Source organism: Mycobacterium sp. Root135, from assembly GCF_001426545.1.
Classification (GTDB): Bacteria; Actinomycetota; Actinomycetes; order Mycobacteriales; family Mycobacteriaceae; genus Mycobacterium.
Window position 1 is genome coordinate 414,843 of sequence record NZ_LMEZ01000009.1, and the last position, 13,924, is coordinate 428,766.

Here is a 13,924-nt window from a genome sequence, read left to right on the forward strand (position 1 = left end):
GCTACACGGGTGTGACGACGCCCGGGACGGTCTTGCTCAGGGTGAAGTCGTTCGCGGGACCCACCGGACAGGTCGCGGACTCCGCGGAGACGCCGCTGACCTGGCCGACGAGGGTGGTCGCATCCCATGACCACGTCTGCAATTCCGCGCCGCGCGTGCCGTCGGGGCAGCTGTGACCGTCCGGCCTGTCGACCGTCATCGTCCACCGGCCGCCTGCCAGCCGCGCATCGCCGCTCCATCCGCTGGAACTGGCGACGTGCGCGACGCACTGGCTCGACGGGGGACAGGTGGTGCGGGCCGTCCAGGACGTGTGGGCGCCGGCGCCAATCAGGTTCAACGTGTACCTGCCGCTGAAGTCGTCGGCCCAGGCCGGGCCCGCCAACCCCACCGACACCCCGACGGCGATCAGGGTCGCCGCCACGCCACGGACTACGGTCATGATTTCTCCATTGTTAGGCATTCGTGGGAATACTTCGTTCGCCGACGGCGTTGAAAAACGTTGACGGGTGTGGTGTACGCCACCCGCACGGAGTGTGAATTCTGTTGCCAGACAACATGTTCAACTCCTGCCAGTGCCCTTGGATAGCTTTGAAAATACTAGACGCGACTCGTTCGTGGCGGTTGACTTCTTACATGGCCGGTCGCATTCGCCGACTGTGGACCACTGAGTCGTTGGAGGAAGAATGACCGTCGAACGCATCAAGCTGGTCGCCGCGACGATCGCCTGCGGAGCCCTCGTCGGCGCCGGCGCCGTCGTGTCCGTCATGGGTCCGGGCGCCGCGCCCGACGTCGTCGCCGGGGGTTCCGGCGACTCGGCAACCGACACGACCTACGTTCAGCCGACGGCGTCGGCGATGAAGCTCCCGTCGACCGTCGTGGACAAACCCGGGATCACCAACGAGGAGGCGCCGACGACGCTGGCCATACCGATGGCCGCGCCGACGTACAAGGCGACCCCTGCACCCGGCTGCGTGAACAACGGGCAGTGCCCCTAGCCCAGCAGCGCGGGTAGCCGCTGAAGCAGCCCGGGCAGTGCCGTCGCCGACGTCTCCCGCAACGAGATGGTGACCCGAGCCGACAGCGGCGTCTCCTCGGGATTGACCTCGATGACCGGGATGCCCTCGGCGAGCGCCATCTCGGGCAGGCCGGCCGCCGGGTAGACGACCGCCGACGTGCCGACGACGATCGCGACGTCGGCCCGGCTGACCGCCTCCACCGAACGGTCCCACTCCTCGGACGGCAACGGCTCGCCGAACCAGACCACGTCGGGCCGAATCAGACCGCCGCAGCCGCACCTCGGAGGGTCGACGGTCTCGACCGGCTCCGGCATCGGCGGCAGCGCGCCGACGTAGGGCACGTCGCAACGGTCGCAGCGGAAGCTGAACAGGCTGCCGTGCACGTGATGCACCCGCGCACTGCCCGCGCGTTCGTGCAGATCGTCGACGTTCTGGGTGACGACGTGCACCTCGGCGCCGTCCTGCCAGGCGGCAACCGCGCGGTGGCCGTCGTTCGGGTGGACGGCCTTCATCATGTAGTGGCGCCACAGGTACCAGGCCCACACCTTCTCCGGATGCCGACGCCATCCGTCGGAACTGGAGATTTCATAGGGGTCGACCTTGGCCCACAGACCCGTCTCGACGTCGCGAAACGTGGGGACGCCGCTCTCCGCGGACATCCCCGCTCCGCTGAGCACCGTCACTCGCACGCCACCAAACTAGCCGCTATTTGTGATACTGGGCACGTGGGGGATTTGGGGGAGTGGGTTCAAGTAGATCCGGACGGGGCCAGGCCGCTGTTCGACCAGTTGCGAACGCAGATCATCGGGGGTGTTCGGGACGGCAGGCTGCCGCCTGGCACCCGGCTGCCGACCGTTCGTGACCTGGCGCATCAGCTGAACATGGCGGTCAACACGGTCGCGCGCGCATATCGGGAGCTGGAGGCTGCCGGGTTGTTGGAGACTCGCGGCAGATTCGGCAGCTTCGTGGCGCGCATCGATCCTGCCGACGCCGCGATGGCGACCGCCGCGCACCAGTTTGCGGCTGCCGCCAAGGCGCTCGGCGTGTGCAAGGACGATGCGCTGCGCTACGTGGAAACGGCGTTCACCTAGCCGAATTCGAGCAGGGTGAGCGACGGCCTGACCGGGTCGAGCAACGGGATGCGCTGCATCCCGGACATCACCGTGTTCAACACACGACCGCGCCCGCGGGGATAGGGAACGTCGTGCACCGCCCGGACGCCGGGCACGAGGTCGACCAGCCGCGCCGCCTCGGATGGCGACATGCCGAAGGGCATGGCGGGCACGCGGTAGCGCGTCGACGTCCACAGGCCGCCCCGGCGCGCCAGCGCGGCGAACCACGACGGCGGCAGGTCGAACATCATCCGGCCGCCGGGGAAGCGTCGCGCGCACTCGGTGATCAGACCCATGGCGTCGACCGGCTGCAGGTACATCAGCAGACCCTCGGCGGTGATGAACACGCCGTCCGTCGTGTCGACCCGGTCCATCCAGCCGTAGTCCAACGCCGACTGGGCGCAGACGGTCACCCGATCCGACGACGGAAGCAACTTTTCGCGCAACTGCGTCACCGGCGGGAAATCGACGGTCAGCCAACGGAATTGATGGCCGACGTCGGCGGCGTCGATCCGGTAGAAGCTGGTCTGCAACCCCTCAGCCAGCGCGACGACGGTCGCCGCGGGATGCACGCGAAGGTAGTCGCGGGTGGCGCGGTCGAACGCCAGCGCCCGCACCGCCATGTCCTGGCGGCGGGTGTAGCCGAACTTGGCGAAGTCGAACTCGATGGAGTCGACGAGTTGGACCGCCATCGGATCGTCGATGATGCCGTCGGCCCGGCGGGCCTCGTGTGCTCGGACCTGCAACGTCAGCAGGGCGGTCTCGGAGACTCCGGAGAGGTCGACGTTCGTCTTCATTTCGCGAGCACCTTCTCGATCGTTCGTAGGTTGCGGGTAGTGGTCGACGACTTGTACCTCTTCTTGCCCATCGTCTTTCCGATGGTGGTGTCCAACGTGCCGCTCTTGGGCACCTGCCAGTACACGACGCCGTCGCCGCGCTGGATCAACTCGTCCGGCTGGGCGTCGGCGGCCAGTGCCGCGAGCTCTTCGAGCACGTCGGCGTCCGTCACGAAGGTGACGTACGAGTGGCGGCCGTCGACCTCGCGCTCGAACGGATAGCGCGCCGAGATCTCGGCGACAGTGGTCAGCTCGTAGGCCAGCACCCAGGCGTCGTACCCGAAGGCGTCGCGCAGCGCCGTCTCCGCCGCGGTGCGGACCGCCCCGACCTTGGCGTCGCTCGTCATCAGCACGTTGCCGCTGGCCAGAATCGTCGCGACGTCGGTGAAGCCGGCGTCGGTCAGGGCCCGCGCGACGTCGGCCATCTTGAGGTTCACGCCTCCGACGTTGACGCCCCTGAGGAAGGCGACGTACCGCGTCATCCGAACTCCAGCAGGGTGATGCTCGGGCGGTTCCTACGCAGCGGCCCGACGTAGTCCGTCACCGAGGCGCCACCCAGCCGCCAGAGTCCCCGACCCGGTGGCAGGGCGACGTCGCGCGCCGACCGCACGCCGGGGATGGTGCCCGCCAGCGCCAGGGCCTCGTCGGCGGACTGGCCGAACGGCATCGGCGGCGCGATGTAGCGCGACGACAGCTTCAGACCCTTCAGCGTGCGGGCGCTGAGCCAGCGGGGGATCGAGTCGAACATCATCCGGCCGCCGGGGAAGCGGGCGGCGCAGTCGGCGATCAGGCCGAGGGCGTCCTCCGGCTCGAGGTACATCAACAACCCCTCGGCGGTGATGAACACGCCGTCGGTCGCGTCGACGCGGTCCATCCAGCTGCGGTCGAGCGCCGACTGAGCCAACGCGACGATTCTGTCGTCCGAGGGCAGCAGCTGGTCCCGCAGCTCCATGACCGGCGGTAGATCGATTGAATACCACGTGGTTTCGGCTAGTACTCCGTGGCGGTCGAGGCGCCAGAAACTGGTCTGCAAACCCTCGGCCAGCGCCACCACCGAAGCCTTTGGGTGCGCGGTCAGATAGTCGCGGGCGGCGGCGTCGAACGCGACCGCGCGCAGGCCGTGTGACTGATTGGGCTTGCCGAACTTGAGATAGTCGTAGGAGATCGTGTCGAGCAGCGTGACCGCCCACGGATCGCGGATCACCCCGTCGGAGCGCTTGGCCTCGCTGCCGCGGTTGTGCAACGTCCACAGCGTGGTGGCGGAGACGCCGTCCAACGCGATCCCGTCGACCTGGGGCGAGCGGAGCGACGGGGGATCTTCCTGGGTCATTTGCCCATGGTAGGAGCTGCCGCGGTCGAATCGGACCGCACGCCGCGCCACGGTCGTAGGCTGGCGAGCATGAGCCGCGACGTGTTCGACGACAAGCTGCTGGCCTTGATCGGCGGCAATTCGCTGGGCGTTCTGGCGACCCTCAAGCGGGACGGCAGACCTCAGCTGTCGAACGTGTCCTACCACTTCGACGCGCGCGAGTTGACGATCTCGGTGTCGATCACCGAGCCGCGCGCCAAGACCCGCAATCTGCGCCGCGACCCACGGGCGTCGATTCACGTCAGCTCCGACGACGGATGGTCGTATGCGGTCGCCGAGGGTGACGCACGCCTGACCCTACCCGCGAGCGACCCGCACGACGACACCGTCGAGGGTCTGATTGCGTTGTACCGCAGCATCGCTGGCAAGGATCATCCGGACTGGGACGATTATCGCCGGGCCATGGTCGACGACCGGCGGGTGTTGATGACGCTGCCGATCTCCCATCTGTACGGCATGCCGCCTGGCATGCGCTGACACGCGCTAGTCTCAACGCATGGCCGAGCAACCCGAAGACGACAACAAGCGCAAGTTCCGCGAGGCGCTCGAGCGCAAGAAGGCCAATGCAGGCGGCGGTTCCGAGCACAAGGACGGCGGACGCAAGCACGGCCCGCGCTCGACCGGCCCGGCCGAGGCGCATCGGGAGTTCCGCCGCAAGAGCGGCTAACCCACGCTGGTGTGCGCGACCGGCTTCTCGTTGGCCAGGAAGCGCGCTCCGGTCAGCGCCGCCAGCACCACCAGGACGTAGTCGAGCCCTTCATCCTTGAGGCCCCACCCGGCCGCGGCGAGTGTCGCCGCGCCCGCGACGCACAACAGGGCGCCGACCACGGCACTGCGAAGACCGGGTCGGGCGAGGTGGCCGCCGTCCCACAGCGGCAGCGGATCGTTCTCCAACGGCCGCAGGACCACGAACGAGCCGCACACCAACACCGCCATCACCGCCACCTGCGCGGCGCTGATCGTCCAGAAGTTCGGCTGCCCCGGCCAGCGTTCCAAGCCCAGGTAGTCGAAGGCCAGGTGAACGGCCAGCAGCGCGGGCATGTGCCACAGGTACAGCGTCATGGCGCCGCTGTTTGCGATCACGGCCAGCCGCCACACCCGCGGCCGACCCGCCCAGCGGGCGATGGCGGGAGCCGCGGCAATTGCGAACGCGCACATCATGATTGCGTGGCCAGTGAGCAACAGTGACGGCGGCATCATGTTCTTCAGCTCTTGGGTGTCGATGCCGACGAGGCTCAGCTCGTACGGGCCGAACCACACCAGGGCGACGTTGACCGCGAACATCGTCAGTCCAACGGCCAGCGCGGTCCACGCGGTGACCAACCGTCGCCGGTACGCCACGCCGAACATGCCGGGGATCAACCACGCGACGAGGTTGACGTAGCCCAACGTCGACCACGCGGCATCGTGCACCCTGATGGCGTCGACGAGTGCGATCAGCGCGTACAGGGCGGTCACGGAGCCGACGAAGCGGGCCGTCGTCGTGATGCGTGCCAGCAGCGGGACGGCGGCGAGGACGACGACGTAGACGCCGAGGAACCAGAGCAGCTGGATGCTGATTCCGGCGATCGACTCGTACACGCGGGTCGGCAGCAGCGGGCGCAAGACGACCAGCGTCGCCGCCCAGAACGCGAGATAGTAGAAGACCGGCCGGTAGAGCCGGGTGCATCGCTTCAGCAGCCAACCGCCCCAGCTGCCGCCGGGTTCCCACGAGCCGACCGACGCCGCCACACCTGCGAAGAAGAACAGCGGCATGATTTGGAAGACCCACGTGAGCGCCTGGAACGCAGGCGACGTGGTGAGCAGGTTGCCCCACGTGAACACGCCGTCGGCGATCATGCTGGTGGCCATGATCGTGTGGCCGGCGACGACGCCGATCAGCGACGCGATCCGGATCATGTCGAGGGTCCGGTCCCGGTTCGCCGGGGTGGCCGACTCGATCGCGTCGGCGGTCGGAAATATGCTGGTTACGCCCATGAACCGAATGTAGGTCCGGAGGGCGTAGGTAGTTTTACCCGACTTTTGCGGCGATCCGGGTCACCATCCGCCGATCCAGCCCTCGAAGATCGCGTCCGGCTCGGCGTCGGGATTCTCGGATCGGCCGACCAGGAAGTCGAAGTCGCAGCCCTGGTCCGCCTGGAGGACGCGCTCGACGTATATCGAGGCGTACCCGCGGGTGTGACGCGGCGGTCTGGGCGTCAGGTCGGCGCGGCGCGCGGCCAACTCGTCGTCGGACACCAGCATGTTCAGCGTCCCCGCGCGGGCGTCGAGCGCGACGACGTCGCCGTCGCGCACCAGGGCGAGCGGACCGCCCACCGCTGACTCCGGGCTGACGTGCAGCACGCAGGTGCCGTATGCGGTGCCGCTCATCCGGGCGTCGGAGATGCGCACCATGTCGGTGACGCCCTCCTTGAGCAGCTTGCTTGGAATGGGCAGCTGCCCCCACTCCGGCATGCCCGGTGCGCCGCGCGGCCCGGCCGACCGCAGGATCAGCACGGAATCGCGCGTCACCTCCAGGTCGGGGTCGTCGAACCGTCGCATCAGATCCAACATGTCATCGAAGACCACGGCCGGACCCCGATGCACGAGCAGTTCGGGGCTGGCGGCGCTGCACTTGATCACCGCGCCACCGGGGGCGAGGTTGCCCCGCACCACCGCGAGGCCGCCCGGCGGCTGGAACGGCGCGTCCAGCGGCGCGATGACCGCCGTCTCGATCGCGGCTGCGGTCGGAAGGTTGTCGGCAACCGTCTTGCCGGTGACCGTCAGCGCATCGATGTGCAGCAGCGACTCCACCGACTTCATCACCGCCGGTATTCCGCCGGCGTGGAAGACCTGCTCGACGAGGTGCTCACCGGCGGGCCGCACGTTGACCACCAGCGGCGTGCGCGCCGAGAGCTCGTGAAAGCGGTCCAGCGACAACGGAACTCCCACCCGGCCTGCGATGGCTAGCAGGTGCACGATCGCGTTGGTCGACCCGCCGACCGCCAGCATCAGCGTGATCGCGTTGTCGAACGCCTCGGCCGTCATGACCTGCGACGGCCGCAGCCGCTCGACGGCCAACCCGACCGCCCGCGCACCGACCTCCTCGGCGACCTGCAGCCGGCGTGAGTCCATCGCGGGGATGGCCGCGCCGCCGGGCAGGGTCATGCCGAGGCCCTCGACGAGGGTGGCCATCGTGGAGGCGGTGCCCATCTCCGGGCAATGCCCCCGCGACGGGCCCGCCGCCGCCTCCAGTTGCTCGTACTCGGCCATCGACATTCGGCCGGCCCGCACGTCGTCGATGTACTCCCAGAGGTCGGTACCCACCCCGAGCTGCTTGCCCCGGAACACCGCGGGCGCGGCAGGCCCGCCGGTCAGCGCGATCGCGGGGACGTCGGCGCTGGCGGCCCCCATCAGCTGTGCGGGGACGGTCTTGTCGCAGCCGCCGAGCAGGACGACGGCGTCGAAGGGGTAGGCGCGGATGGACTCCTCGACGTCCATCGCCATCAGGTTGCGGAACAGCATGGTGGTCGGCTTCATCAACTGCTCGCCGAGCGACATGGTGGGGAACTCCAGCGGGAAGCCACCCGCCGCCAGCACGCCGCGCCGCACCGAGTCGGCCAGGCCGCGAAAGTGCATGTTGCAGTTGACGACTTCGGACCACGAGTTGCAGATGCCGACGATCGGTCTGCCCTCGAACGCCATCCGGGAGAACCCCGACGCCCGCATGGCCGAGCGGTGCACGAAGCCCGGCACGTCCTTGCCGGCGAACCACTTGGCGCTGCGCAACCCGCCCGGCGGCGTCGTCACGGTCAGCGGACCCGGGCCGCGTATGCGGTGACCTTGCGCAGCGCGGGTTGACGCGCCGCGCGGTAGCCCACCCAGCGTCCAGGTTTCGTCGACATGAGGCCGCCGACGACGCGTTGCTGCCACGGTGCCTTGCGGCCGCCCGTCCCCTTGGCGGTGCGGACCGGTGCTGCCGTGCCCGACGCGTCGGCGAGGACGGCCTTGGCCGCGTTGTGCCCGTTGGCCCCCATCACCCCACCGCCGGGGTGGGTGCCCGACCCACAGAGGTAGTAATTACGCACGGGCGTGCGATAATTCGCCAGCTCGGGCAAAGGCCGCGCGCCGAACAGCTGGTCGAGCATCATGCTGCCGTGGAAGATGTTGCCGTCGGTGATCAGGTACTCGTGGTCGAGGTCGTCGGGGGTGATGACGACGCGGTCGAGGATGTGCTCACGCAGGTTTGGCGCGTAGATGAACAGGTCCTCGAGGACGAGGTCCGCCCACTTCTCCTTCTCGGCCGCCCACGTGGTCCCGGTCAGTTCCGACGGCAGCTGCTGGATGCCGAGGGTCATGGTGTGCAGTCCGGCGGGGGCGAGTGAGTCGTCGGTCACCGACTGGGTGACCGCCTCGATGACGAAGGTGCTCGGGAAGGTCCCGCGGCGCTGTGCCTCGTAGGCCTCCTCGAACGCCTCCCGGCTGGGACCGAGCAGTTGATGCCCGTGATGCTGCGGACCCTCCGAGGCGTCCGGGAACGGAAGGTATTGCGGCAGTTCGTCGATCAGGAGGTGGATGCGCGCCATCGAACCACGGGTGTCGATGTTTCCGACGTCGCGGACCAGCTTGGCAGGCAGCACCCCGGGCTCGAGCAGCTTGAGCAGCGACCGCTTGGGGTCGGCGTTGGAGATCACCCTGGCGGCGGTGACGACGGTTCCGTCGGTCAGGCGTACCCCGGTGGCCGTGCCACGTTCGACGATCACCGTGTCGACCGGGGTCGAGGTGCGGATCGTCGCGCCGTGGTGACGCGCACCGGCGGCCAGTGCCTCGCTGATGGCACCCATCCCACCGCGGGCCAGGCCGAATTGCCCGAAGTTGCCGTTGAACTCACCCCAGGAGTGGTGCCCGTAGGTGTACGCCGTTCCGGGGGTGGAGGGTCCGCCGAAGATCGAGACCATGCCGAAGAACGTCAGCATGCTCTTGAGCCGCTCGTCGGTGAAGTAGCGGTCGAGCAGGTCGCGGACCGACAACAGGGTGAACTCGTCGAACAGCGTCTGCTCACCGGCCGCCTCGAACGCCGCGAACACCTCCGAGCGCTGCGGCGGTGGCGCCAGCAGGTAGGGGGTGACGAGCCCGGCGAAGCGTTGCAGCCGGACGCCGAAGTCGAGGAAGGCCTGGGCGTCGTCCTTGTTGATCTTCTCCAGCTCGCGCAGCGTGCGGTCGGTCTCCTTCCACATCGTGAACGACGTGCCGTCGCGAAACAGGCTGAAGGACAGTGCATCTCCCTGGTAGAGGTCCAGGCCGAATCTGGCCAGCTCGAGCTCGGCGATGATCTCGGGCCGCAGCAGGCCCGCGATGAACGCACACGACGACCACTTGCTGCCGGGGAACAGTTCCTCGGTGACGCAGGCCCCGCCGACCAGGTCGCGGGCCTCCAGCACCAGCACCCGTTGGCCAGCTTTGGCCAAATAGTTGGCGGTGACCAGGCCGTTGTGGCCCGCGCCGATGATGACGGCGTCGTACTCCGGTGTAGCGGTCATGTCAGATCTCCTGCGGCAGTGTTGTTTTGCGGGTCAGCAGCGTGGCAACGCTGCCCGGCTCGACGAGTTCGTCGAACCTCTGGACCACGGGTTTGAGTTCCGGTGACGAGTCGCGGACGCGTTCCCATTCGGGCCACGACGAGACGGTCATGATCTCGACGACGTCGGCGCTCGCCCCTGTGACATCCCCCGTCGCTTCGCTCGCCCCGTCTGCACCGTCGACGAGGTACACCTCGAACCCGAGGACCACGTCGAACGCCAGGCACGTCGGCCGGTCGAGGTCGGCCGAAAAGCGTTCGAACTGCTCGGCGGTGACACCGGAACGCAGCCGAAACGTGTTGACCGCGCTGATTGGCATCAGGCGATCTCGCGGTTGATCATGACGTGCTTGACCTCGGTGTACTCCTCAAGGGCGTATACCGACATGTCCTTGCCGTTGCCGGACTGCTTGAAGCCACCGTGTGGCATCTCCGGGGTGACGGGCAGGTGGTCGTTGATCCACACGGTGCCGAATTGAAGATCGCTCGACGCGGTCATCGCCCGCGACAGGTCGTTGGTGAACACCGATGCGGCGAGGCCGTATTCGGTGTCGTTGGCCCAGGCGATGACGTCATCGCCGTCGCCGAACTTCGTCACCGACGTCACGGGACCGAACACCTCGGTGCTGACGATCTCGTCGCCCTGACGCGCGCCGACGACGACGGTGGGCGCGGTGTAGAAACCCGTACCGGGGTTGTCGCCCTGGATGAGTTCGACGTGCCCGGTGGCCTTGGCCCGCTCGACGAAGCCCTCGACCCGGTCGCGGTGGGCCGCGGTGATGACCGGACCCATCGACGTGTTCTCGTCTGCGGTGTCGCCCAAATCCAGTTTCTTGACGGCCTTTTCGAGGCCGGCGACCAATTCGTCGTGCACCGACTCGTGGACGTAGAGCCGGGATGCGGCCATGCAGTCCTGGCCGGAGTTGCAGAACGCACCCTCCATGATCTTGCCAACCGCCAGGGGTACGTCGGCGTCGGAGTACACCAGCACCGGGGCCTTGCCGCCGAGTTCGAGGTGCAGCCGCTTGAGGTTCGAGTCGGCGGCGGCGTGCATCAGCGCCCGCCCCGTCGCGACCGATCCGGTGAGCGACGACATCCGCACCCGGGGATGGGCAACCAATCGGGCGCCGACCTCCTTGCCGTCACCGGTCACCACGTTGAACACGCCCGCCGGGAACAGGTCCTCGGCGAGTTCGGCGAGGCGCAGCACCGAGTAGGGGGTGTGCTCGGAGGGCTTGAGCACCAACGTGTTTCCCGTCAGTAGCGCGGGGGAGATCTTCCATATCGCCATCAGCAGCGGGTAGTTCCACGGGGCGACCGAGCCGACGACGCCGAGCGGGTCGCGCCGGATGATGCTGGTCTTGCCCCGCACGAACTCGGCTGCGGCGCGGCCCTCCATGGTGCGGGCGCCGCCCGCGAAGAACCGGAGGTGATCGGGAATCATCTCCATTTCCTCGAGCGCGAGACCGATGGGCTTGCCCACGTTGCGCGACTCGATCTCGGCGAGCGTGCGCTGGTCGGCCTCGACGCGGTCGGCGAGGGTGAGGAATGCCCGGGCCCGTTCGCCAACGGGTGTTCTGGCCCAATCCGGGAAGGCGGCCTCGGCGGCCGCGACGGCGCGGTCGACGTCGGCCGCACCGCCACGGGCGATTTCGGCGAAGGCCTCACCGGTGGTCGGGGCGTTGACGTGGTCGACGCCGCCGTCGGCCGCGTCGGTCCAGGTGCCGTCGATGAACATCTTGGTGTGGAAGGTCATGATCACTCCTAAGTGGTGGTGGGTGCGCTGCCGGCCGCCATGGTCAGCAGGGCGCGAACGTCGTCTTTCGACATTGGTTGTTGCGCAATGGACGTGTGCACCATCAGGCCCTCGACGACGACGTCGACGAGCCGTGCGGTGGTGCGGTCGAAGTGCTCCGCCAGGGCGTCCTCGGCACGTTCCATCCAGCGTTGGGTCAGGCGCCTGATTTCGGGCCTGCGCACGGCGTCGCCGTACAGCTCGTAGGTGACGGCGAGTTCGTTGGGATGGCTGGCTAGGTCGTCGGTGATGGCCGAGGCGATGGTCTCGATGAGGTCGTCGCCGTCGCCGCACGACGCCAAGCGGGCCTCGAAGCGGCTGGCCAGCGTGTCGACGTGGGCCTCGAACGCGTGCTGGACGAGGTCGTCCAGCGTGGCGAAGTGGTAGGTGACCGAGCCCAGCGGCACGTCGGCTGCGGTGGCGACGGCGCGGTGGGTGATGCCGGCCACGCCGTCGCTGGCGAGTACTTCCAGGGCCGAGGCCACGATGCGCTCCTTTCTGTCCGGGTCGTGTCGACGTGCCCGCCGCGGTGCGGAGCCCATGCCCACTCCTTTGTTAAGAACATTCGTACGCATCGTTGCGGACAAATGTACGTAACGTTGAGCATCGGCGCGCGGCGAACGATGAAAAACGTTGGGCTACTGAGCTTCTGGCGCCGGCTCGGGCACCTCGCGCTCGTTGAGCGCCTGCCCGACGAGGGCATACCTCGCCGGCGCCGCGACCTTCAGGTAGACGCCGTAGGCCGCACCCGCGAGGAAGGCGATGAACACCAGCGAGAGCATGATGGCGGCCATCGTGCCCTGCACGCCAAGCAGCACGTCGAGGCTGTCGAGCGTGAGGACGAAGAACCCGCCGAGCCCCACGATCGCCAGAAGCGGTGCGATCACGGTGTTCCACGGCCGCTTGTCGACCTCGGACTTGCGGAAGAAGGCGAAGATCGCGATGCCTGCGACGAGCTGCGACAGGATGACCCCGACGGTGCCGATGCCCGTCGCCCAGGTGAACAGCGTGGCGAAGGGGTCCTGCCCGAAGAGCGCGAACAGTGCGATCACGATGCCGACGGTCACGCTCTGCACGATCGACGCGACCCACGGCGTCTGGCGGCGGGGCAGTGTCCAGCCGAGCGGCTTCCAGATCAAGCCCTGTCGCCCGAGGGAGAACGTGTAGCGGGAGACGTTGTTGTGGAAGGTGACGATGGCCGCGAACGTCGCGGTCACGATCAGAATCTGGAACAACAGCGAGATGTTGTGGCCGATGATGGTGTCGCTGGCCGCGAAGATGAAGTTGCCGCCCGTCTCGGTGGCGATCCCCACGACGCGGTCGACGCCCAGTGCGTTGATGATGAGCCAGCCCGACACCGCGTACAGGACGCCCATGAACGCGATCGACAGGTACGTGGCCCGCGGGATGGTGCGCGCCGGATCCTTTGCCTCTTCGCCGTAGATCGCCGACCCCTCGAAGCCGATGAACGAGGCGTGCGCGAACATCAGCGCGACGCCCAGTGCGCCACCGAGCACGACGCTCGGCGCGAACGGCTCGAAGGAGAACTGCGACACCGGGACGGCGGCGTCACCGAACAGGCTGAACGCGCTGAGGATGGTGATCATGGTGACCTCCAGCGTCATGAAGACACCGAGGACCTTCGCGCCGGAGTGCACGCCCTGCACTCCAAGGCCGAGACACAACAGCAAACCGACGAATGCATATGCCCACCATGGGATCTCGACACCCAGTCGGGGATTGAGCAGCTCGGCGGCGTAGTAGCCAAAACCGCCGTAGAGCCCGGCCTGGATCGCGTTGTAGGCGAAGATCGCGAGAAACGCCGACCCCAGTCCGGCGATGCGCCCGAGCCCCAACGTCACGTAGGCGTAGAAGGCGCCCGCATTGGTGACGTGGCGGCTCATCGCCACGTAACCGACGGCGAAGATCATCAACACAACCGCGGCGATGACGAACGCACCGGGCATCCCGACGCCGTTGCCCGAGCCGAGGATGATGGGGAACAGCGCGACCACGACGGTCAGCGGAGACGCCGCGGCGATGATGTAGAAGAAGATGCTCGGCACACCGAGGCTGTTCTGCTTTAGGCCATGGTTGCGCCGCCCGGCAGGCAGCGGCGTGTCGGGCGAAGGCGAGGTGCCGGTCGGCTGCGCCGGAGTCGGCCGTCGTGGGGGTAGGGAGGCGGTGACGTTCTCCATAGTGGTTCATCTTTCGTGTTCATGGGCGTGTGACGATGCTT

The 13,924-nt window shown here is 67.9% G+C and carries 16 protein-coding genes; 4 read left to right on the plus strand and 12 right to left on the minus strand.

Annotated features, from left to right (window positions below; translation table 11 throughout):
* Window position 1 precedes the first annotated feature (1 nt).
* Window positions 2-439: a hypothetical protein gene (locus ASD37_RS27720; protein ID WP_056559411.1), complete on the minus strand. Its 438-nt coding sequence runs from the start codon at window positions 437-439 to the stop codon at window positions 2-4.
* A 244-nt stretch (window positions 440-683) separates the two neighbouring features.
* On the opposite strand from ASD37_RS27720, the gene ASD37_RS27725 reads away from it, so the two are divergent.
* Entirely contained in the window at window positions 684-995 is a 312-nt protein-coding gene (locus ASD37_RS27725; protein ID WP_056559413.1) for a hypothetical protein, read from the plus strand.
* Here the strand turns inward: ASD37_RS27725 and ASD37_RS27730 are convergent.
* The gene (locus ASD37_RS27730) at window positions 992-1,705 is read right to left on the minus strand and encodes an NAD-dependent deacylase (RefSeq protein WP_200960010.1); all 714 of its coding nucleotides are present in this window, start codon (window positions 1,703-1,705) and stop codon (window positions 992-994) included. The two genes, ASD37_RS27725 and ASD37_RS27730, sit on opposite strands and share 4 nt — an antisense overlap.
* A 36-nt stretch (window positions 1,706-1,741) precedes the next feature.
* On the opposite strand from ASD37_RS27730, the gene ASD37_RS27735 reads away from it, so the two are divergent.
* Window positions 1,742-2,107: a GntR family transcriptional regulator gene (locus ASD37_RS27735; RefSeq protein ID WP_056559418.1), complete on the plus strand. Its 366-nt coding sequence runs from the start codon at window positions 1,742-1,744 to the stop codon at window positions 2,105-2,107.
* Here the strand turns inward: ASD37_RS27735 and ASD37_RS27740 are convergent.
* From ASD37_RS27740 to ASD37_RS27750, 3 genes are read right to left on the minus strand one after another with little or no spacing between them, the layout of a single operon-like run.
* The gene (locus ASD37_RS27740; protein ID WP_056559421.1) at window positions 2,104-2,925 is read right to left on the minus strand and encodes a class I SAM-dependent methyltransferase; all 822 of its coding nucleotides are present in this window, start codon (window positions 2,923-2,925) and stop codon (window positions 2,104-2,106) included. The genes ASD37_RS27735 and ASD37_RS27740 overlap by 4 nt on opposite strands.
* A complete protein-coding gene (locus tag ASD37_RS27745) occupies window positions 2,922-3,446 on the minus strand; it encodes a DUF1697 domain-containing protein (protein WP_056559424.1) in 525 nt (174 codons plus the stop codon). Before ASD37_RS27745 ends, ASD37_RS27740 begins: the two co-directional genes overlap by 4 nt.
* Window positions 3,443-4,294 carry a class I SAM-dependent methyltransferase gene (locus tag ASD37_RS27750; RefSeq protein WP_056559427.1) on the minus strand — a complete coding sequence of 284 codons (852 nt, stop codon included), beginning with the start codon at window positions 4,292-4,294 and terminating at the stop codon, window positions 3,443-3,445. Before ASD37_RS27750 ends, ASD37_RS27745 begins: the two co-directional genes overlap by 4 nt.
* A gap of 69 nt (window positions 4,295-4,363) precedes the next feature.
* On the opposite strand from ASD37_RS27750, the gene ASD37_RS27755 reads away from it, so the two are divergent.
* Together ASD37_RS27755 and ASD37_RS31725 are read left to right on the plus strand one after the other, a co-directional pair.
* Entirely contained in the window at window positions 4,364-4,810 is a 447-nt protein-coding gene (locus ASD37_RS27755) for a PPOX class F420-dependent oxidoreductase (protein WP_056559430.1), read from the plus strand.
* 19 nt (window positions 4,811-4,829) lie between these two features.
* The gene (locus ASD37_RS31725; RefSeq protein ID WP_142271110.1) at window positions 4,830-5,000 is read left to right on the plus strand and encodes a DUF5302 domain-containing protein; all 171 of its coding nucleotides are present in this window, start codon (window positions 4,830-4,832) and stop codon (window positions 4,998-5,000) included.
* On the opposite strand, the gene ASD37_RS27760 is transcribed toward ASD37_RS31725, so the two are convergent.
* The 7 genes from ASD37_RS27760 to ASD37_RS27790 form a co-directional block, all read right to left on the minus strand.
* Window positions 4,997-6,310: an acyltransferase gene (locus ASD37_RS27760; RefSeq protein ID WP_056559433.1), complete on the minus strand. Its 1,314-nt coding sequence runs from the start codon at window positions 6,308-6,310 to the stop codon at window positions 4,997-4,999. The genes ASD37_RS31725 and ASD37_RS27760 overlap by 4 nt on opposite strands.
* Window positions 6,311-6,370: 60 nt before the next feature.
* Window positions 6,371-8,122, minus strand: a complete 1,752-nt coding sequence (locus tag ASD37_RS27765; protein WP_056559437.1) for an IlvD/Edd family dehydratase — start codon at window positions 8,120-8,122, stop codon at window positions 6,371-6,373.
* Between the two features lie 2 nt (window positions 8,123-8,124).
* Window positions 8,125-9,852: an NAD(P)/FAD-dependent oxidoreductase gene (locus tag ASD37_RS27770; protein ID WP_056559441.1), complete on the minus strand. Its 1,728-nt coding sequence runs from the start codon at window positions 9,850-9,852 to the stop codon at window positions 8,125-8,127.
* A gap of 1 nt (window position 9,853) precedes the next feature.
* Window positions 9,854-10,210, minus strand: coding sequence for a hypothetical protein (locus tag ASD37_RS27775; protein WP_056559444.1), 357 nt, complete (start codon window positions 10,208-10,210; stop codon window positions 9,854-9,856).
* Window positions 10,210-11,646, minus strand: a complete 1,437-nt coding sequence (locus ASD37_RS27780) for an aminobutyraldehyde dehydrogenase (RefSeq protein ID WP_056560027.1) — start codon at window positions 11,644-11,646, stop codon at window positions 10,210-10,212. The genes ASD37_RS27775 and ASD37_RS27780 overlap by 1 nt, the downstream gene beginning before the upstream one ends.
* An 8-nt stretch (window positions 11,647-11,654) precedes the next feature.
* Window positions 11,655-12,170 carry a TetR/AcrR family transcriptional regulator gene (locus tag ASD37_RS27785; RefSeq protein ID WP_200960011.1) on the minus strand — a complete coding sequence of 172 codons (516 nt, stop codon included), beginning with the start codon at window positions 12,168-12,170 and terminating at the stop codon, window positions 11,655-11,657.
* Between the two features lie 153 nt (window positions 12,171-12,323).
* The gene (locus ASD37_RS27790; RefSeq protein WP_056559449.1) at window positions 12,324-13,883 is read right to left on the minus strand and encodes an APC family permease; all 1,560 of its coding nucleotides are present in this window, start codon (window positions 13,881-13,883) and stop codon (window positions 12,324-12,326) included.
* Window positions 13,884-13,924 lie beyond the last annotated feature (41 nt).

Coding starts and splice junctions, on each gene's coding strand:
- ASD37_RS27755 (WP_056559430.1), top strand. CDS start 4,364: ATGAGCCGCGACGTGTTCGACGACAAGCTGCTGGCCTTGATCGGCGGC.
- ASD37_RS27790 (WP_056559449.1), bottom strand. CDS start 13,883: ATGGAGAACGTCACCGCCTCCCTACCCCCACGACGGCCGACTCCGGCG.
- ASD37_RS27760 (WP_056559433.1), bottom strand. CDS start 6,310: ATGGGCGTAACCAGCATATTTCCGACCGCCGACGCGATCGAGTCGGCC.
- ASD37_RS27740 (WP_056559421.1), bottom strand. CDS start 2,925: ATGAAGACGAACGTCGACCTCTCCGGAGTCTCCGAGACCGCCCTGCTG.
- ASD37_RS27720 (WP_056559411.1), bottom strand. CDS start 439: ATGACCGTAGTCCGTGGCGTGGCGGCGACCCTGATCGCCGTCGGGGTG.
- ASD37_RS27725 (WP_056559413.1), top strand. CDS start 684: ATGACCGTCGAACGCATCAAGCTGGTCGCCGCGACGATCGCCTGCGGA.
- ASD37_RS27775 (WP_056559444.1), bottom strand. CDS start 10,210: ATGCCAATCAGCGCGGTCAACACGTTTCGGCTGCGTTCCGGTGTCACC.
- ASD37_RS27745 (WP_056559424.1), bottom strand. CDS start 3,446: ATGACGCGGTACGTCGCCTTCCTCAGGGGCGTCAACGTCGGAGGCGTG.
- ASD37_RS27780 (WP_056560027.1), bottom strand. CDS start 11,646: ATGACCTTCCACACCAAGATGTTCATCGACGGCACCTGGACCGACGCG.
- ASD37_RS31725 (WP_142271110.1), top strand. CDS start 4,830: ATGGCCGAGCAACCCGAAGACGACAACAAGCGCAAGTTCCGCGAGGCG.
- ASD37_RS27750 (WP_056559427.1), bottom strand. CDS start 4,294: ATGACCCAGGAAGATCCCCCGTCGCTCCGCTCGCCCCAGGTCGACGGG.
- ASD37_RS27770 (WP_056559441.1), bottom strand. CDS start 9,852: ATGACCGCTACACCGGAGTACGACGCCGTCATCATCGGCGCGGGCCAC.